Source organism: Kitasatospora sp. NPDC048365, assembly GCF_043200835.1.
GTDB classification, from domain to species: Bacteria; Actinomycetota; Actinomycetes; order Streptomycetales; family Streptomycetaceae; genus Kitasatospora; species Kitasatospora terrestris.
In genome coordinates, this window is sequence record NZ_JBICYJ010000049.1 from 45,213 (window position 1) to 63,557 (window position 18,345).

Consider the following 18,345-nt stretch of genomic DNA (forward strand, 5'->3'; position numbering starts at 1 on the left):
CTGTGCACAGCCGGTGCACGGCCGCCGGGGGACAGGGCGGAAAGGGCGCGTTCTACGCGCGTTATCCTGCGCGAATGCCGGAATTCGGAAGTTCGGCCGCGGTGCTGGACAGCCCAAGTTATCCACAGGCTGGAGTGACTTTTCCCCAGTGTGGATAACCGTGTGGATAAACGTTCGGCCAGGCCGTGGGACGTTCGGTGGAGGGCAGCCGAAAGCACCGCTCCGGGTCGTTCCGGAGCGGTGCCGGTGAAACGCCTGTGACTGGTGCTTCGGGTGTGGCGGCGGTGAGGAGCGGGCGAGCCGCTACTTCCACTGGGTGGAGACGCCGAAGCCCGCGGCGATGAAGCCGAACCCGGCCAGGATGTTCCAGTTGCCCCAGGCCTGGACCGGCCAGGTGCCACTGGTCACGTAGTAGGTGACGATCCAGACCAGACCGATCAGGAACAGCGCCAGCATCAGCGGGGCGACCCAGCCGCGTCCGGAACTGATCTTCACCGCCGTCGGCGATCCGGTCGGCGGGGTGTAGTCGGACTTCTTGCGGAGTCGAGACTTCGGCACGAGAGGTTCTCCTGTCGATGCGCTGTGACCGCGCAGTGTGCAGCGGGGCGAGGCGGCTGTGGGGACCGGTCCGTACGGGCGGTACTCCGCACATGCCACCGGCGTCCGTTAGCGTAGTGGTTCGCCGGGTGTTAAGGAGATAAGGGTACGGTGCCGAATTCCACGATTCCCCCCCAGCCCGGCCCTTCGCGCCCCCGAAGGATCCGAATTGTCGGACCTGCCCTGACCTGCGCCGTCTTCGCACTCGCCGGACTGCTCTTCTACATCAGCGGTCAGACCGCGAAGGGCACCGATCTGCGGACCGACAACTCGCTGCTGAAGCTGAGCGACGTGATACGGCAGCGGTCCACCCAGAACCAGCAGCTCGAGCAGCAGGTCGGCGAGGACCAGGAACGGGCCGACCGGCTGGCCCAGCAGCAGGGGCAGAGCCCGCTGGAGGCCGCCCGGCTGGACGCGCTGGAGCAGGCCGCCGGGCTGGACCCGCTGCGCGGCCCCGGTCTGACCGTGACGCTCAACGACGCCCCGCCGAACGCCACCGCCCGGATCCCCGGGGTGCCCGAGCCCGGCGTCAACGACCTGGTCATCCACCAGCAGGACATCCAGGCCGTGGTCAACGCGCTGTGGCGGGGCGGCGCCGAGGGGATCCAGGTGATGGACCAGCGGCTGATCGCCACCAGCGCGGTCCGCTGCGTGGGCAACACCCTGCTGCTCCAGGGCCGGGTCTACTCCCCGCCGTACGTGATCAAGGCGGTCGGGCGGACCGACCAGCTGAAGGCTGCGGTGGACGCGGACCCGACCATCCGGAACTACCTGGGCTACGTCACGGCCTACGGGCTGGGCTGGAAGGTCCAGGAGAGCGGAGACCTGACCGTCCCCGGCTACGCGGGCTCGGTCGACCTCAGGTACGCCACCCCCGTCCAGTGAAGCCGCAGCAAAGTGGCGGTGCTGCCCGCCGCGCACCCAATACGCTTGTGCGGACCTGAACCACTGAGGAGCTCCATGTACGGCTGGATCTGGCGGCACCTGCCCGGCAACACCGCGGTACGGGCCGTGATCTGCCTGCTGCTGGTGCTCGGGGTGGTCTACGTCCTGTTCCAGTACGTCTTCCCGTGGGCCGAGCCGCTGCTGCCCTTCGGCGACGTGACGGTGGACCAGGGCGGCGCCGGCTGAGCCCGGTCGCCGCGCCCGCCGCCCCTGCCCCGATCCGCACCCGCCCGATCCCGCACACCAGGAGAGCCCGATGACCTCCGCCGGCCGCCAGCCCCGGATCCTCGTGGTCGACAACTACGACAGCTTCGTCTTCAACCTCGTCCAGTACCTGTACCAGCTGGGCGCCACCTGCGAGGTGGTGCGCAACGACGAGGTGACGGTGGAGCACGCGGTGCCTCGCGACGGCGGGGCCGGCTTCGACGGGGTGCTGCTCTCCCCCGGCCCGGGGACGCCGGAGGAGGCCGGGGTGTGCGTGGACATGGTCCACCACTGCGCCTCGGTCGGGCTTCCGGTGTTCGGGGTGTGCCTGGGCCTGCAGTCGATCGCGGTGGCGTACGGCGCGGTGGTCGGCCGGGCGCCGGAGCTGCTGCACGGCAAGACCTCGCTGGTCGAGCACGAGGACGGCGGGGTGTTCGCGGGCCTGCCTGCGCCGATGACCGCGACCCGGTACCACTCGCTGGCCGTCGACCCGGCGACCGTGCCCGAGGAGCTGGTGGTCACCGCCCGGACCGAGGGCAGTGGCGTGATCATGGGCCTGCGGCACCGGGAGCTCCCGGTGGAGGGCGTGCAGTTCCACCCGGAGTCGGTGCTGACCGAGGGCGGGCACCGGATGCTGGCCAACTGGCTGGCCGAGTGCGGCTTCCCGGAGGCGGTGGGCCGGTCGGCCGGCCTGGCCCCGGTGATCGGGCGGGGCTGACCGGTGACGGCGGTACGGCCCGAGGGGGGCGCGCAGGGCGGTACCGGCGACCGCGACGGCTGGGGCGTGTACGAGCCGGCCGAGCCGGAGCCGGACGACCGGACGATGCGGCTGCGGCTGCCCGCACCGGCCACGGCTCAGGAGCCGCCGGACAGCAGGGCGGAGCGGCGCCGGGCGGAGAAGGCCCGGGCGCTGGGCCCGGGCCCGGGCCGCCGCCGGGCCGCCGGTCGCGGTGCCCCGGCGCGGGTGCGTCCCAAGGAACGCGGGCGGGTGGTGGCCGCCCGGCTGGTGGGCGAGCTGTTCATCACGCTGGGCGTGGTGATGCTGCTGTTCGTCTCGTACCAGCTCTGGTGGACCAACGTGCAGGCCGATCAGCAGGCCGACGCGGCGGGGCAGCAGCTGGAGCAGCAGTGGAACGGCCAGCAGCAGCCGACCGCGGCGCCGGGCGCGCCCGGCGCCAAGCCGGCCGGGACGTTCGAGCCGGGCCAGGGTTTCGCCATCATCCACATCCCGAAACTGGGGCTGAAGTACCCGGTCGCGGAGGGCACCCAGAAGCAGCAGGTGCTCGACAAGGGCCTGGTGGGCCACTACACGGGGACCGCGATGCCGGCCGACGCGGCGGGGAACTTCGCGGTGGCCGCGCACCGGACGACGCACGGTCAGCCGTTCCGCAAGATCGGCCAGTTGGCGCCGGGGGACCTGATCGTGGTGGAGACCGCGACGGCGTACTACACGTACAAGGTGGCGGGCGGGATCCCGGAGACGCCGCCGACCAACGTCGGGGTGATCCAGCCGGTGCCGAAGGGGTCGCCGTTCACCCAACCGGGTCGGTACATCACGTTGACGACATGCACGCCGGAGTTCAGTGCCCGGGGTCGGCTGATCGTCTTTGGCAGTATGGCCGAGGAACGGCCGAGGAGTCAGGGACAGCCGGACGCGCTGACCGGCCGTCAGTGATCGCTCCGTCCGGCCGGTGAGGGGCGTGTCGCCATGGGATCGGTCGGGGACGGGCGGGTCGGCCGGCGGAGGTTCGCCGGGGCGGTCGGGGCGGTCGGCGAGCTGCTGATCACCTTCGGCCTGGTGCTGGCGCTCTTCGTCGGGTACTCGCTGTGGTGGACCGACGTGGTGGCCGAGGGCGCCGCCGGGAAGGCGGGGGAGCAGCTGCGGCAGGGCTGGGCGGCGCAGCCGCCGCCCGGGCCGCCGGAGCCCGGCCGCCCGCTGCCGGAGGCCCGGAGCTTCACGCCGGGGTCGGGGATCGGCTTCCTGCGGGTGCCGGCGCTGGGCAGGGACTTCGAGGTGCTGATCCGGATGGGCACCGGGCCGGAGACCCTCGACGCGGGCGCGGCCGGGGTGTACGAGGAGCCGTACCGGGCGGCGATGCCCTGGGCGGCGAGCGGCAACTTCGCGTTGGCGGCGCACCGGGACGGGCACGGCGCGAAGTTCCACGACCTGGACCGGCTGGGGCCGGGTGACGCGGTGGTGGTGGAGACGGTGGACCGCTGGTTCGTGTACCGGGTGGCGGGGACGCTGGAGCAGACCTCGAAGTACGACACCGGGATCGTCGCGCCGGTGCCGAAGGGGTCGCCGTTCACCGGGCCGGGGCGGTACATCACGCTGACCACCTGTACGCCGGTGTACACCTCGCGGTACCGGATGGCGGTCTTCGGCGAGTTGGTCCGGGAGGAGCCGGTGGACGCCCGGCGCAGTCTCCCGGCCGAGCTGCGCTGATCCCGTCGGCGGGGAGAACGCGGAGGGGCCCGCACCGGGTCGGTGCGGGCCCCTCGGGCGTCGGCGCCGGGTCAGTTCGGCGGCGTGGTGGCGTCGCCGGGCTTCCCGAAGCTGGTGAACAGCTGGACGCTCGAGTTGGCGTCGACCAGGTTGTTCGGGCCGGGGGCGGTGTTGATGACGACGTTGTTGTCGCTGCCGCCGGCGCCGCCGAAGGTCCAGGTCAGGCCGAGGGCCTTGAGCTGGGCGGTGGCCTCCTTGACGGTCTTGCCCTTGAGGTCGGGGACCTGCACCTTGTCGGCCTGCTTGCCGACGGTGATGGTGACCGTGGTGCCCTTCTTCGCCGTGGCGTTCTTCGGCGTCTGGTCGATGACCTGGCCGATCTTGGCGGCGTCGGCGACCGGGGCGGTCTTCACCTGGGGGGTGAAGCCGGCGTCGGTGAGGGCCTGGCTGGCGGCGTCCTGCTGCTGGCCGACGACGTTGGGGACGGCGACCTTCTGCTGGCCGGAGGAGATGACCAGGTTGATGGTGGCGCCTGCCGCGGCCTTGCCGGTCGGGCTCTGCGAGACGACCTTCTCCTGGTCGACCTTGTCGTCGTTCTGGTAGGTCGTGGTGACGGTGAAGCCGGCCTTCTGCAGGGTGGCGGTGGCGGCGTCCTTGGTCTGCCCGGTGACGTCCGGGACGGTGGCCTCGGCCGGGCCGGAGGACAGGTGCACCTTGATGGTGGAGCTGACGGAGACCTGGGTGCCGGCGGCCTGCTCCTGGGTGCAGACCTGGTCCTTCTGGATCTTGGCGTCGGGGCAGGCAGTCGGGTCGCCGGCCTCGACCTTGAGGCTCGCGTTCTGCGCGCGGGCGGCGGTCTGGGCCTCGGAGAGGGTCTTGCCGACCAGGTTGGGCACGGTGGTCTTGCCACCGGCCGAGTCGCCGGTCTTGACCATCGCCTGGACCACGAAGAAGGCGCCGACCACGACCAGGACGGCGGCGACCGCCAGGATGATCCAGGAGGTGTTGTTCTTCTTCGGCTGGTCGTCGCGGCGGCGGCCGCCGCCGCCCCCGCCGTAGCCGTCGTCGTACCCGCCGCCGGAGCCGCCCGAGCCGTGGTTGGCGGTCTCGTAGCCGTAGCCCTGCTGCTGGTTGCCGACCTGCGGGAGCATGGTGGTCGGGCCGGCCGCGCCCTGCTGGGGCAGCACGTTGGTCTGGCCGTACGGGTCGTACTGGCCGCCGTTCTGGTCGTAGCCGTAGCCGGCCGCGCCCATGCCGTAGGCGGCCTGCTGGGCGGCGGCGACCGGGAGGCCGTCGAGGAAGCGCTCGATGTCGTCGCGCATCTCGTCGGCGGACTGGTACCGGTAGTCGCGCTCCTTGGCGAGGGCCTTGAGCACGATCGCGTCGACCTCGGGGCGGACCTCGGGGTCGTACGCGGACGGCGGCTGGGCCTCCTCGCGGACATGCTGGTAGGCCACCGCCACCGGGGAGTCGCCGACGAACGGCGGGCGCACGGTGAGCAGCTCGTAGAGCAGGCAGCCGGTGGAGTACAGGTCGGAGCGGGCGTCGACGGTCTCGCCCTTGGCCTGCTCGGGGGAGAGGTACTGGGCGGTGCCGATGACCGCGGAGGTCTGGGTCATCGTCATGCCGGCGTCGCCCATGGCGCGGGCGATGCCGAAGTCCATGACCTTGACGTTGCCCTGGCGGGTGAGCATGACGTTGGCGGGCTTGATGTCGCGGTGGACGATGCCGGCCCGGTGCGAGTACTCCAGGGCCTGGAGGATGCCGATGGTCATCTCCAGGGCGCGCTCGGGCAGCAGCCGGCGGCCGGAGTGGAGCAGTTCGCGCAGGGTGGAGCCCTCGACGTACTCCATCACGATGTACGGGATGGAGATGCCGTCGATGTAGTCCTCGCCGGTGTCGTACACGGCGACGATGGCGGGGTGGTTGAGGGACGCCGCGGACTGGGCCTCGCGGCGGAAGCGGGCCTGGAAGGAGGGGTCGCGGGCCATGTCGGCGCGGAGGGTCTTCACGGCGACCGAGCGGCCGAGCCGGGTGTCATGGCCGAGGTAGACCTCGGCCATGCCGCCGCGTCCTAGGACGCCGCCGAGCTCGTACCTGCCGCCGAGGCGACGAGGCTCTTCCATATCTCCGACCCTCTCCCCCACCGGTCGGTGAGGATGTGACGTAGGTTCCCCGCACGCACTGTTGGCGGATACGCTACCGGCCCTGTCCGATGGAGCCCGAACAGGCTGCCAGCTGAGACCAGACCGGTACCGACCGGAACCGGTCCATTGTGACAATTCCGGCCGGGGAGCGGAGCGGATCCACCGTTTTGTGACGTATACGACCAGTGCTTACTTGTTCAGCACGGCCTGCATCACGGCCTTGGCGATCGGCGCGGCCAGGGCCCCGCCGCTGATCTCGTTGCGCTCCTGCGAACCGTCCTCGACCACCACCGCGACCGCGACCTGGGAGCCGTCGCCGCCCTTGGCGTACGACATGAACCAGGCGAAGGGCAGGCCCACGTTGTCCTGGCCGTGCTGGGCGGTACCGGTCTTGCCGCCCACCGTGGCGCCGTCGATCTTGGCCTTCTTGCCGGTTCCGTTCTGCACCACGCTCTCCATCAGCTGCTGGAGCTTCTGCGCGGTGGCGGGCGAGACGGCCTGGCCGAGCTGGTGCTCGGTGTGGTTGGAGATCACGTCGGTGGCCGAGCGCTCCTGCTGCACCAGGTACGGCTGCATCAGGGTGCCGTTGTTGGCGATCGCGGCGGCGACCATCGCCATCTGCAGCGGGGTGGCCCGGGTGTCGTGCTGGCCGATGGAGTCCATCGCGGTGCCGGCCGGGTCGGACGCCTTGGGGAAGACGCTGGTGACCGGCCGGATCGGGACGTCCAGCTTGTCGTTGTTGAAGCCGAACTTCTCCGCCTGGGCGCGCATCTTGTCCTTGCCCAGGTCCGCGCCGATCTTGCCGTAGACCGTGTTGCACGAGTAGTCCATGGCGACCTTGAGGGTGGCGTTCTCGCAGGGCTCGTCGGCGCTGGAGTTCTTCAGCTCGGTCTTGGTGTTCGGCAGGACGTACGGGTCCGGGGTGTCGGTCTTGTCGTCGACCGACTGGAACTTGCCGTTCTCGAACGCGGCGGCCGCGGTGACCAGCTTGAAGGTCGAGCCGGGCGGATAGGTCTCGCGCAGCGCCCGGTTGAGCATGGGCTTGTTGGGGTCCGCGTTGAGGTCGGTCCAGGCCTTGGAGTCCGCGTCGGAGCTGCCGGAGAAGCTGCCCGGGTCGTACGAGGGGGTGGAGACCAGCGCCAGGATCGCCCCGGTGCGCGGGTCGATGGCGACCGCGGCGCCCTTGCGGTTGCCCAGGCCCTCGAAGGCGGCCTTCTGCGCCTTCGGGTTGATCGTGGTCACCACGTCGCCGCCCTGCTTGGGCTTGCCGGTGAGCATGTCCAGGGTGTTGCGGAAGAACAGTCGGGAGTCGTTGCCCGAGAGGATGCCGTCCTCGAGCTTCTCCAGCTGGCTGGCGTCGAAGGACTGCGAGGACCACCCGGTCACCGGCGCGTACATCGGGCCGTCGACCCAGGAGCGCTTGAACTTGTAGCGCAGGCCGTTGACCTTGTCCGAGCTGGTGACCGCCTGGCCGCCGACGATGATGTTGCCGCGCGGGTAGGCGTAGCGGTCGTACTTGTTGCGGTCGTTGTGCGTATTGGTCGCCCAGGCGGTGGCCTGGACGCCCTGCACCCAGTTGACCCGCACCATCAGGGCCAGGATCAGCACCAGGCAGAAGATCGCGACGCGGCGGATGGGCTTGTTCACGAGACGGGTCCCCTGGTCGGTTCCGGGATGGCGGCGGCCGGCTCGGCGGTGGGGCGCCGCGCGATGTCGCTGATCTTCAGCAGGATCGCGATCAGCGCCCAGTTGGCGACCAGTGAGGATCCGCCCTGCGCCAGGAACGGCATGGTCATGCCGGTCAGCGGGATCAGACCGGTGACGCCGCCGGCCACCACGAAGACCTGCAGCGCGAAGGCCGAGGTCAGGCCGGTGGCGAGCAGCTTGCCGAAGGCGTCGCGGGCGGCCAGCGCGGTGCGCAGGCCGCGCTGCACGATCAGCCCGTACACCAGGAAGATCGCCATCAGCCCGGTCAGGCCGAGCTCCTCGCCGAAGGAGCCGAGGATGAAGTCGCTCTTGGCGGCGAACTGGATCAGCCAGGACCGGCCCTGGCCGAGGCCGGTGCCGGTGGTGCCGCCGGAGCCCAGCGCCATCAGGGTCTGGCCGATCTGCTCGCTGGACTGCTTGGGCGGGTGCGGCCCGAACGCCGCCATCGGGTCCAGCCAGGCGTTGATGCGGGTCTTGACGTGCGGCTCCACGGTGGCGACCACGGCCGCGCCGCCGATCGACATCACCAGGCCGAAGATGATCCAGCTGGTCCGCTCGGTGGCGACGTAGAGCATCACCACGAAGAGGCCGAAGAACAGGAACGAGGTGCCGAGGTCGGTCTCGAAGACGAGGATCAGGATCGACAGCAGCCAGACCAGCAGGATCGGGCCGAGGTCGCGCCCGCGCGGCAGCAGCATGCCCATGAAGCGCCGGCTGGCCAGCGCCAGCGCGTCCTTCTTGACCATCAGGAAGCCCGCGAAGAACACCGTGATGATGATCTTGGCGAACTCGCCGGGCTGGATCGAGAAGCTGCCGAAGCGGATCCAGATCTTGGCGCCGAAGTCCTCGTCCCGCGAGGGGAAGAAGGCCGGTGCCGCCAGCAGCACCAGCGCGACCACCATCGAGATGTAGGTGTAGCGCTGCAGGATCCGGTGGTCCTTGAGCAGCCAGACCACGCCGATGAACAGCAGCACGCCCAGGCCCGACCACATCAGCTGGTTGCTGGCCGCCGGGAAGTTGTTGCGCAGCAGCTTGCCGGCCTTGTCCAGGCGCCAGATCATCACCACCCCGAGCCCGTTGAGCAGGGTGGCCAGCGGCAGCAGCAGCGGGTCGGCGTACGGCGCGAAGCGGCGCACCGCGAGGTGGGCGAGCAGGGCCAGCACGGCCATGCCCAGGCCGTAGCCGAGCATGCCGGCGGGCAGGGTGCCGTCCATCGCCAGGCCCACGTTGGCGTAGGCCAGCACCGGGATGGCGACGGCGAAGCCCAGCATCGCCAGCTCGGTGTTGCGCCGGTTCGGCGCCGCCTGCGGCGTGATCGTGGTGTTGGCGCGTCGGCCGGTGCTGCTGCTCTGGGCGTTCAAGTCAAAAGTGCTCACGTCTGTGGCCGCTCCCCGACGGCTGGTGCGGCCTACTGGCCCGGGCAGGAGGCGGCCAGCTGCTGCTCCGCCTCGGTCAGCGGGGCGGGGCTGGGTGCGGTGCCGGCGGTGCCCGCGGCGGCCTGGGCGGAGGCCTCCTTGGCGGCGGCCACCTTCTTGCACACGGCCGCCTGCTCGCCGAGCTTGCGGACCTGGTCCTTGGCGTCGCTCAGGCTCTTGGCCTGGATGGTGTTGGTCACCTGGGTGCGCTGGTAGGCGGGCAGGAACTTCAGCTCGACGTCGGCGTGCTTCTCGAAGACCGAGGAGAGCCCGAAGCCGGCCAGGTTCTGGTTGACCCCGCGGTACACCGCGACGGACTCGCCGTCGGCGCCCACGTAGTACTGGTCCTGCGTCCACTGGTAGCCGAACCAGCCGGCCGCGCCGAGCAGGCCGAGGGCGACCAGCGCGGACACGGTGAGCTTGAGGCCGCGCCGGCGGCGGCGCCTGCGTGGCGCCCGCGGCTCGTAGTCCTCGTAGTCGGCGTCGCCGAACGAGCCGGCCGGGCTCTCGTCGTAGCCCTGCGCCGGGCCGAAGCCGGCGCCGTACCCGGCCGCGCCCTCGCCGTAGCCCTCGGCGGGGCCGAAGGCGCCCTGCGGGGTCTGCGGACGGCCGAGGCCGGCCGCCCGCCCGGCGGGGGTGTCCAGCACGCTCGGGTCGGCCAGCGGGTGAGGCGGGGCGTCGGCGACCGCGCCGACCACCACCGGGATGTCCACCAGCTGACCGCTGAGGGTGTCGGTGGCGCCGACGTCGATCACGTCGGCGACGATGCAGGTGATGTTGTCCGGGCCGCCGCCGCGCAGCGCCAGCTGGATCAGCTCCTGGACGGTCTGCTGCGGGGCGTAGAAGCTCCCGAGCGTGGCCTCCAGGGTCTCGTGGCTGACCGGGCCGGAGAGGCCGTCGGAGCAGATCAGGTAGCGGTCGCCGGCCCGGACCTCGCGGATCGACAGGTCGGGCTCGACCTGGCCGCGGCCGTCCAGGGCACGCATCAGCAGCGAGCGCTGCGGGTGGGTCTCGGCCTCCTCGGGGGTGATCCGCCCCTCGTCGACCAGCCGCTGCACCCAGGTGTGGTCCTGGGTGATCTGCATCAGCGAGCCGTCCCGCAGCAGGTACGCCCGGGAGTCGCCGATGTGCACCAGGCCCATCCGCTGGCCGGTCCACAGCATCGCGGTCAGGGTGCAGCCCATGCCCTCGAGTTGGGGGTCCTCCTCGACCATCTGCCGCAGCCGGTCGTTGGCGGTCTGGACCGCGTCGTTCAGCAGGGTCAGCAGGTCGGCGCCGGGCACGTCCTCGTCCAGGCGGACGATCGAGCCGAGCACCTCGGAGGAGGCCACCTCGCCGGCGGCCGCGCCGCCCATGCCGTCGGCGACGGCCAGCAGCCGGGGACCGGCGTAGCCGGAGTCCTCGTTCCCCTCCCGGATCAGGCCCTTGTGCGAGCCGGCGGCGAAGCGCAGCACGAGAGTCATGCGGTCCGTACCCTCCTCTGGGTGGACGGGGTGCTGGTCCTCATGCGCTGACTACTTCCGTAGCTCGATGACGGTCCTGCCGATGCGGATCGGCATCCCGACCTGGAGCGGCGTCGGCGTGGTGAGCCGCTGCCGGTCCAGGTAGGTGCCGTTGGTGGAGCCTAGATCCTCGACCGTCCACTGCCCAGTCTGGTCGGGGTAGATCCTGGCATGCCGGGAGGACGCGTAGTCGTCGTCGAGCACGATGGTGGAGTCGTGGGCCCGGCCCAGGGTGATGGTCTGGCCCTGCAGGGCGACCGTGGTGCCCTGCAGCGAGCCGGCCGTCACCACGAGGTGCGTGGGGGCCCCGCGGCGCTGCCGCGGCTGCTGCTGTTGCTGCGCCGGGGCGGGCCGCTCCTGGGACGGCCGCGCGGCCGGGGTGCCGGCGGCGGCCGGGGCCGCTGCCCGCCCGCTCCGCGGGTTCACCCGCGTGCCGAACAGGTCACTGCGGATGACCTGCACCGCGACGATGACGAACAGCCACAGCACGGCGAGGAATCCCAGCCGCATGACCGTCAGGGTCAAATCTGACATCGGTGCCCGCTCTACCCTTCGACCTGTCGGTAGACGATGGTGGTGGACCCGAGGACGATTCGGGAGCCGTCGCGGAGCGTAGCGCGGGTGGTGTGCTGTCCGTCCACCACGATGCCGTTGGTCGACCCGAGATCGAGCACCATCGCCGGCGTCCCGGGGCGGATCTCCGCGTGCTTGCGGGACACCCCGGGGTCGTCGATCCGGATGTCCGCCTCCGTGGAACGGCCCAGGACCACGGCGTTCCCGGTGATCTGGTGCCGGGTGCCGTTGACCTCGATCCAGCGCCGGGTGGCCGCGCCGGAGTGCCCGGCACCCGGGAACGGCCGGACGTTGCCCGCGGCGGCCGGCGGGGCCGGCGGCATCGCGGGGGGCGCGGCCGGCGGCGGCGGCGCGCCGTACGGCGCCGCGCCCTGCTGCTGCCACGGTGCGCCGGGCGCGGGCGGGGTGGGCTGGCGCCCGTACCCCGGGGGCGCGGCCGGCGGGGCGGGGGGCTGCGGCGCCTGCTCGGCGGCCAGGGTGCGGCTGCGCACCCGGTACAGGCCGGTGTCCAGGTCGTCCGCCTTCTCCAGGGTGACCTGGAGCGGGCCCATGAAGCTGTAGCGCTGCGCCTCGGCGTACTCGCGCACCATCCCGGCCAGCTCGGTGCCGAGCTGGCTCGAGTAGGGGCTCAGCCGCTCGTGGTCGTGCGGGCTGAGCTCGACGATGAAGTCGTTGGGGACGACCGTGCGGTCGCGGTTCCAGATGGTGGCGTTGTTGTCGCACTCGCGCTGCAGCGCGCCCGCGATCTCCACCGGCTGGACCTCGGACTTGAACACCTTGGCGAAGGTGCCGTTCACGAGACCCTCGAGCCGCTGCTCGAACTTCTTCAGGACTCCCACGGGGCACCCCCTTCCAGGGCGTCGGGGCCGGGCCGGGGTTCGGTCGGCCCGAAAGCGGTACTTCCGTACTGATCGTATCCACGCCCGGCCCGTCCGTACGGTTCCCCCGGGCACGTCGCGCCCGGGAGGGCTACCCGCCCCGGGCCCCGCTCACTCGTTCGCCTCCCTCCGTTTGCGGGTCCCCGGGATATGGATTCGGAGGTGGCCCGCAGGTCGTGCTAATGTTTTCCATGTCGGAAGGGGCGCCCGAGAGGGAGCCGGACGGAAGACCCCGCGAGATGCGCTAAGCTTCTCAACAGGTCGGAAGAGCGGCAAGCATCTGAAGACAACACCCTTGCGCGGGTGGCGGAATAGGCAGACGCGCTGGATTCAGGTTCCAGTGCCCGAAAGGGCGTGGGGGTTCAACTCCCCCCTCGCGCACAGCGAAGGCCCCGCAGATCGAAAGATCTGCGGGGCCTTTCTCGTTGTCCCGGAGGCTCCGGCCGGTGCCCGGGGCGTCCGGTCGTCGCCGGGCTACTCGCCGACGGCGGGGAGTTCGGCGCGGACGGCGAAGCCGCCGTCGGAGGTCGGTACGGCGGAGAAGGTGCCGCCGAGCAGCTGGGCGCGCTCGCGCAGACCGACCAGGCCGTGGCCGCCGCCGGGCAGCGGGGCGGGCGCGGCGCTCGGGCGCTCGGGCGCGGGCCCGTTGTGGACGTCGACCAGCAGCCGGGCGCCGCGGGCGGTGATCCGGACGGTGACGGCGGCCCCGGGCGCGTGCTTGCTGATGTTGGTGAGGGCCTCCTGGACGGTCCGGTACGCGGCCCGCTCGACCGCCTCGGGCCAGACCCGGCCGCCGGGGTGGAGCTCGGCGGTGACGTGCTGCCCGCTGCCCTCGATCAGCCGGGCGAGGTCGGCCAGCCGCGGCTGCGGGGCGAGCGGCTCGTCGCGGCGCACGCCGGCGGCCCGCAGCACCCCGACCATCTGGCGCAGCTCCTCCAGGGTGCGCACGGACAGCTCGCGGATCGTGCGGGCGGTGTCCCGGGCGGCCGGGTCGGCGGTGGAGACCTGGAGCGCGCCAGCCTGGATGGAGATCAGGCTGACCTGGTGGGAGACCACGTCGTGCATCTCGCGGGCGAGCCGGGCGCGCTCCGCGGCGAGGACCCGTTCGGCGAGCAGCCGGCTCTCCCGCTGCCGGCCCTCGGTCAGCTCGGTGAGCCGGGCGGCGAGTTCCCGGCGGGTGCGGGTGAGCAGGCCGAGCGCGGCGGGCCCGGCGCCGAGCATCAGCGACTGGATGGCGTACAGCGCGTTGTCGCGGGTGAGCTCGTACAGCTCCTCGGCGAGCGGCCAGTGGAAGAACTCGACCAGCGAGAAGGCGGCGGCGCTCGGCACCACCACGCGCAGCGCGCTGTAGGCGGCGGCGACCGAGTAGACGGCGGTCATCGGGGCCAGCCAGATGTCGTTGACCCAGGCGCCGGGCAGGGTGAGCAGCAGCACGGTGAGCGGCAGTCGGCGGCGCAGCAGCAGGGCGAAGGCGGCGAGGAAGGACAGCGCCAGCTGCCAGGGCGGGGAGTCGCGGGCGACCAGGGCGGAGTCCAGGACGGCGACCACGACGGGGACCAGCAGGGTGGTCCGGCGGGAGGTGAGCCAGGTTCTCGGGGTGGTCATGAGCCGGCCTGGTCGCCGTCGCGGACCAGGCCGGCCCGGTGGGCGACCACGGCGGCCTGGACCCGGTTGGCGGCGCCGAGCTTGGCCAGGATGGCGCTGATGTGGTCCTTGACGGTGCCGGTGCCGAGGTAGAGCCGGTCGGCGATCTCGGCGTTGGACAGGCCCTCGCCGAGCAGCGCGAGCACGTCCAGTTCGCGCCCGGTGAGCTGGCGGGTCAGTGCGGTGGCCTCGGTGTCGGGGCCGCCGCCCTCGACGTAGCCGCCGATCACGGTGCGGGTGACGGTGGGGGAGAGCACGCTGCCGCCGGTGGCGAGCACCCGGACGGCGTGCACCAGCTGCTCGGGGGCGGTGTCCTTGAGCAGGAAGCCGGCCGCGCCGGCCCGCAGCGCGGTGCCGATGTACTCGTCGGTGTCGAAGGTGGTGAGCATCGCCACGGCCGGCGGGTCGGGCAGGGCGCGCAGCCGGCGCAGCACGCTGATGCCGTCCAGGTCGGGCATCCGGATGTCGAGCAGGACGACGTCGGGGGCGAGGTCGGCGGTCTGCTGCTCGGCCTGGCCGCCGGAGCAGCTGCCGACCACCTCCAGGTCCGGGGCGGAGCCGACGATCAGGCCGAGACCCGAGCGGACCAGTACCTCGTCGTCCACGATCAGGACCCGGGTCGGCGGCATGCGGAGGTCTCTTTCCGTACGGGTGCGCGGTGCACGGGTGTGCCCCGGTTACGAGCCTAGGCGGGCGGGCGGCGCCGGGAGGTGGCCGCCCGGGCGACGTCCACCCCCGCCGATCGGCGGGGGTCGGAATCCGCTACCGGATTCACGCAATTCTCATCCGGGGTGGGCAACCATGGAAATCGGGGCGGTGTTGCCCGGGTGTCGTGCGGATGCGCCCCGAAATCCGATCGTTTGGAATGGAAGCTGTGTCCACGGTGAAGACGGCGCCCTCGGCCGTGCCTGCCGACCGGCAGGGTGATGAATCCGGTTCGGCCCGCTGGCAGCGGCGGGCCGCCGCCCTGACGGTCTGGTACCTGCGGCTGGCGGCGCTGCTCAATCTGGTGGCGGTGCTCTCGGTGCCGTTCCGGGAGCAGGTGCGCACCCACAACGAGGGCGAGTACTTCACCCCGTACCTGGTGACCGCGGGTCTGACCACGGTGCTGCTGGCGCTGTTCCTGGCGGTGGCGATGCGCCGGCGCAAGCGTGCGGCGTGGATCTTCAACACGGTGGTGTCGGGGGTGCTGCTGGCCGGTTTCGTGGGCTGGCTGGTCTCGGACGAGAAGTACCGGACCCATCCGCTGAACTGGATTTCCACGGTGCTGACCGGAATCTTCTTCCTCGCGCTGATGGCGTCCTGGCGGCTGTTCACCTCCAAGGGCGACCGGTCGAACCCGAAGACCGCGGTGGCGGCGACCGTGCTGGGCCTGGGCCTGGGCGGTCTGGTCGGCTCGATGCTGGTGCAGCTGACCAACGAGCTGAACGGCGCGAGCTTCGCCGACCGCTTCGTGTACTCGTTCTTCCGGATGGTCACCGTCAACCCGTCCAGCCGGGTGGCGGACGTGATCTCCGTCCCGATCTGGGTGAACGCGGCGATCAACGTGATGGGCGCGCTGCTCTTCCTGGCCGTGGTCTACGTGACCTTCCGCAGCCCGCGCGGCGAGGAGCTGCTCAGCGACGAGGACGAGGGGAAGCTGCGGGCGCTGCTGGAGAAGCAGGGCGAGCGGGACTCGCTCGGGTACTTCGCGCTGCGCCGGGACAAGGCGGTGGTCTTCTCGCCGTCCGGGAAGGCGGCGGTGGCGTACCGGGTGGTCGGCGGGGTGTCGCTGGCCTCGGGCGATCCGATCGGCGACCCGGAGGCCTGGCCGGGGGCGATCGAGGCCTGGCTGTCGGAGGCCCGGGAGCACGCCTGGGTGCCGGCCGTGATGGGGGCGTCCGAGGAGGCCGGGGTGATCTACGCCCGGCACGGGCTGGACGCGCTGGAGCTGGGCGACGAGGCGATCGTCGAGCTGGACGAGTTCTCGCTGGACGGCCGGGCGATGCGGGTGGTGCGCCAGGCGTACAACCGGGTCAAGCGGGCCGGGTACACGGTGCGGATCCGCCGGCACGAGGCCATTCCGGAGGCGGAGATGGCCGAGCTGGTGGCCAGGGCGGACCACTGGCGGGACGGCGCGACCGAGCGCGGCTTCTCGATGGCGCTGGGCCGCCTCGGCGACCCCGGCGACGGGCGCTGCGTGATGCTCGAGTGCTTCGACGGGGACGGCGAGCTGCGGGCGCTGCTGAGCTTCGTGCCGTGGGGCGGGAAGGGCCTGTCGCTGGACCTGATGCGGCGCGACCGCGACAGCGAGAACGGCCTGATGGAATTCATGGTGATCGAGCTGCTGCAGCGCGCCGAGGAGGTCGAGCTGGAGCGGGTGTCGCTGAACTTCGCGATGTTCCGCTCGGTTTTCGAGCGCGGTTCGAGGCTGGGTGCGGGGCCGGTGCTCAGACTGTGGCGGTCCGTGCTCGGATTCTTCTCCCGCTGGTGGCAGATCGAATCACTCTACCGGGCCAATGCGAAGTACCGGCCGATCTGGGAGCCGCGCTACCTGCTGTTCGAGAAGAGCAGCGAGATCCCGCGGATCGGAATCGCCAGTGCCCGGGCCGAGGGTTTCATCACGGCTCCTGGACTTCCCGCGCTGTTCCGGCGACGGCACAAGCGCGGGTAGGGGTGGTCCCTCCGCCGGGGGGCGGAGGGAGACCGGTGTCCGCTACTTCTTTGGGATGACTTCGGTTGGGCGGTAAAGCTGATGCCCGCCGTTTATCCGATGCATAGGCTCGATGTAGTGGCACAGAGAAAGATGTTTCTCATCGGATCGGACGGGGAGCGGGCGGCTGTGGGACGGAACTCTCGCGCGGGGGGCGCAGAAATGGGGCTCGGCACATTTGCCGTCCGGGCCGCTGTGGCGGAGTGGGGCACGCTGTTCGCCACCCTGAAGGACGGACTGTTGCGGCGGAAGTTCGCCGCCGTTCCATTGGCCGCCACGGCGACGCTGCTGATCCTGGCCTTCTCGATCGTCCAGCACCTGCCGGGCGGCGAGCGATTCGTCACCGAACTGGGTGTGGTCAGGGCCTCCCTGCCGCTGGACGTGTCGCTGCTGCGCACCCCGCTGTCGCTGTACGTGCCGGCGCTGGACCTGCCGGTCTGGGGCGCGCTGGCGCAGGTCTTCCTGGTCTTCGGGATCGCCGAGATCGTGCTGGGCCGGCGGCTGACCCTGGTGGTGGCGTACGTCTGCACGCTGGCGGGCACGCTCTTCGCCCGGATCGGGGTGATGATCGGCCCGGAGCACCTGTTCGGCTTCCCGCGCTGGGTGGCGCACGTGCGCGACACCGGGCCGTCGGCGGCCGTGGTGGCGCTGGCCGTGGTGGTGGCGTTCCGCTGCCGTGCCTGGTGGACGGCCGGCGCGGTGCTGCTGGCCATGGTCGTCGAGGCCGTGCTGCTGCCCAACCTGGCGGGCCTGGAGCACGTGGTGGCGTGCCTCACCGCGGTGCTGATCGCCTGCTCGGTCGAGGTGTTCGGCGACTTCTGGCCGCGGGTGCTGGGCGGGGTGCGGGCCGCGGCCTCGGTCGCCGCCGAGGCCGGGCGCCGCACCGTGCTGGCGCCGCGCTGACCCGCTACCCGCGGGGCAGCGGCATCTCGAAGTAGACGACCTTGCCGACCGCCTTGCGGGCGGTGCCCCACTTCTCGGCGAGCTTGGACACCAGGTTGAGGCCGCGGCCGTGCTCGTCCATCGACTCGGCCGGCTCCAGCGACGGCAGGTTGTGGTTGTCGTCGCTGACCTCGACCAGCAGCTTGTCCACCCGGATCAGCTGGAGCTGCACCTCGGCCCGGGCCACCCGGACGGCGTTGGTGACCAGCTCGGAGACCAGCAGCTCGACGGTCTCGGTGAGCGCGCTCAGCTGCCAGGAGGCCAGCTGGTTGCGCACCAGGGTGCGGGCCCGGCCGACCTCGGCCTCGGTGACGCCGAGCTGCCAGGTGGCCACCTCGGTCGGCGGGACGCCGTCGAAGCGGGCCACCAGCAGCGCGATGTCGTCCTGCCGGTCCTCCGAGTGCAGGGTGTTCAGGACGGTGTCGCAGGCCTCCTCCGGGGTCTGCTTGGGGTCGATCAGGTTGCCGCAGAGCGCGGCCAGCCCCTCCCCTATGTCGCCGCCCCGGACCTCGACCAGGCCGTCGGTGCACAGCACCAGCATCGAGCCGTCCGAGACGTCGATCTTCTTCGCCACGAACGGCACCCCGCCGACGCCGATCGGCGCGCCCTCGGGGATCTCCAGCAGCTCGCCGCGTCCGTCCGGATGGACCAGG

Annotated in this window: 17 protein-coding genes and 1 tRNA gene; 8 read left to right on the forward strand and 10 right to left on the reverse strand. The window is 71.6% G+C overall.

The annotated features are described in order from the left end of the window. Positions 1-303: 303 nt before the first annotated feature. Entirely contained in the window at positions 304-558 is a 255-nt protein-coding gene (gene crgA / locus ACGFX4_RS34625) for a cell division protein CrgA (RefSeq protein WP_345698195.1), read from the reverse strand. Positions 559-708: 150 nt separating this feature from the next. Here crgA and ACGFX4_RS34630 point away from each other — a divergent pair, with 150 nt between their 5' ends. The 5 genes from ACGFX4_RS34630 to ACGFX4_RS34650 all read left to right on the forward strand — a co-directional run bounded on the left by ACGFX4_RS34630 (position 709) and on the right by ACGFX4_RS34650 (position 4,192). Next, entirely contained in the window at positions 709-1,482 is a 774-nt protein-coding gene (locus ACGFX4_RS34630) for a DUF881 domain-containing protein (protein WP_393083221.1), read from the forward strand. A 75-nt stretch (positions 1,483-1,557) separates the two neighbouring features. After that, the gene (locus ACGFX4_RS34635; protein ID WP_345698196.1) at positions 1,558-1,728 is read left to right on the forward strand and encodes a hypothetical protein; all 171 of its coding nucleotides are present in this window, start codon (positions 1,558-1,560) and stop codon (positions 1,726-1,728) included. Positions 1,729-1,798: 70 nt separating this feature from the next. Beyond that, positions 1,799-2,464 (forward strand): aminodeoxychorismate/anthranilate synthase component II, encoded by a 666-nt coding sequence (locus tag ACGFX4_RS34640; RefSeq protein WP_345698197.1) that lies wholly within the window; start codon positions 1,799-1,801, stop codon positions 2,462-2,464. 3 nt (positions 2,465-2,467) lie between these two features. Beyond that, positions 2,468-3,421 carry a class E sortase gene (locus ACGFX4_RS34645; protein WP_393083225.1) on the forward strand — a complete coding sequence of 318 codons (954 nt, stop codon included), beginning with the start codon at positions 2,468-2,470 and terminating at the stop codon, positions 3,419-3,421. Between the two features lie 33 nt (positions 3,422-3,454). Next, on the forward strand, positions 3,455-4,192 hold the full coding sequence (locus ACGFX4_RS34650) for a class E sortase (protein ID WP_393083228.1): 738 nt from the start codon (positions 3,455-3,457) through the stop codon (positions 4,190-4,192). Positions 4,193-4,263: 71 nt separating this feature from the next. Here ACGFX4_RS34650 and pknB read toward each other — a convergent pair whose 3' ends face one another. From pknB to ACGFX4_RS34680, 6 genes are all read right to left on the reverse strand, one after another. Next, entirely contained in the window at positions 4,264-6,318 is a 2,055-nt protein-coding gene (gene pknB / locus ACGFX4_RS34655; protein ID WP_393083231.1) for a Stk1 family PASTA domain-containing Ser/Thr kinase, read from the reverse strand. Positions 6,319-6,528: 210 nt separating this feature from the next. Continuing rightward, the gene (locus ACGFX4_RS34660) at positions 6,529-7,986 is read right to left on the reverse strand and encodes a peptidoglycan D,D-transpeptidase FtsI family protein (protein WP_393083234.1); all 1,458 of its coding nucleotides are present in this window, start codon (positions 7,984-7,986) and stop codon (positions 6,529-6,531) included. Beyond that, the gene (locus tag ACGFX4_RS34665) at positions 7,983-9,422 is read right to left on the reverse strand and encodes an FtsW/RodA/SpoVE family cell cycle protein (RefSeq protein ID WP_393083237.1); all 1,440 of its coding nucleotides are present in this window, start codon (positions 9,420-9,422) and stop codon (positions 7,983-7,985) included. The genes ACGFX4_RS34660 and ACGFX4_RS34665 overlap by 4 nt, the downstream gene beginning before the upstream one ends. A 32-nt stretch (positions 9,423-9,454) precedes the next feature. Beyond that, on the reverse strand, positions 9,455-10,924 hold the full coding sequence (locus ACGFX4_RS34670; RefSeq protein ID WP_393083240.1) for a PP2C family protein-serine/threonine phosphatase: 1,470 nt from the start codon (positions 10,922-10,924) through the stop codon (positions 9,455-9,457). Positions 10,925-10,975: 51 nt separating this feature from the next. Then, positions 10,976-11,497, reverse strand: coding sequence for an FHA domain-containing protein (locus tag ACGFX4_RS34675; protein ID WP_393083243.1), 522 nt, complete (start codon positions 11,495-11,497; stop codon positions 10,976-10,978). Between the two features lie 11 nt (positions 11,498-11,508). Next, positions 11,509-12,375, reverse strand: a complete 867-nt coding sequence (locus ACGFX4_RS34680; protein WP_393083245.1) for an FhaA domain-containing protein — start codon at positions 12,373-12,375, stop codon at positions 11,509-11,511. 336 nt (positions 12,376-12,711) lie between these two features. Between ACGFX4_RS34680 and ACGFX4_RS34685 the strand changes: the two genes are divergently transcribed. Then, positions 12,712-12,795: transfer RNA gene (locus tag ACGFX4_RS34685), tRNA-Leu, on the forward strand. A 93-nt stretch (positions 12,796-12,888) separates the two neighbouring features. Here ACGFX4_RS34685 and ACGFX4_RS34690 read toward each other — a convergent pair. Both ACGFX4_RS34690 and ACGFX4_RS34695 read right to left on the reverse strand, forming a co-directional pair. Next, a complete protein-coding gene (locus ACGFX4_RS34690) occupies positions 12,889-14,019 on the reverse strand; it encodes a sensor histidine kinase (protein ID WP_393083248.1) in 1,131 nt (376 codons plus the stop codon). Next, positions 14,016-14,687, reverse strand: coding sequence for a response regulator (locus tag ACGFX4_RS34695; protein WP_393083251.1), 672 nt, complete (start codon positions 14,685-14,687; stop codon positions 14,016-14,018). The genes ACGFX4_RS34690 and ACGFX4_RS34695 overlap by 4 nt, the downstream gene beginning before the upstream one ends. 254 nt (positions 14,688-14,941) lie before the next feature. Between ACGFX4_RS34695 and ACGFX4_RS34700 the strand changes: the two genes are divergently transcribed. Both ACGFX4_RS34700 and ACGFX4_RS34705 read left to right on the forward strand, forming a co-directional pair. Continuing rightward, positions 14,942-16,711 carry a phosphatidylglycerol lysyltransferase domain-containing protein gene (locus ACGFX4_RS34700; RefSeq protein WP_393083270.1) on the forward strand — a complete coding sequence of 590 codons (1,770 nt, stop codon included), beginning with the start codon at positions 14,942-14,944 and terminating at the stop codon, positions 16,709-16,711. A 201-nt stretch (positions 16,712-16,912) separates the two neighbouring features. Beyond that, positions 16,913-17,653 (forward strand): hypothetical protein, encoded by a 741-nt coding sequence (locus tag ACGFX4_RS34705; RefSeq protein ID WP_393083255.1) that lies wholly within the window; start codon positions 16,913-16,915, stop codon positions 17,651-17,653. Positions 17,654-17,657: 4 nt separating this feature from the next. Here the strand turns inward: ACGFX4_RS34705 and ACGFX4_RS34710 are convergent. Continuing rightward, the coding region (locus ACGFX4_RS34710) for a SpoIIE family protein phosphatase (protein WP_393083258.1) at positions 17,658-18,345 on the reverse strand (688 nt) is incomplete at its 5' end.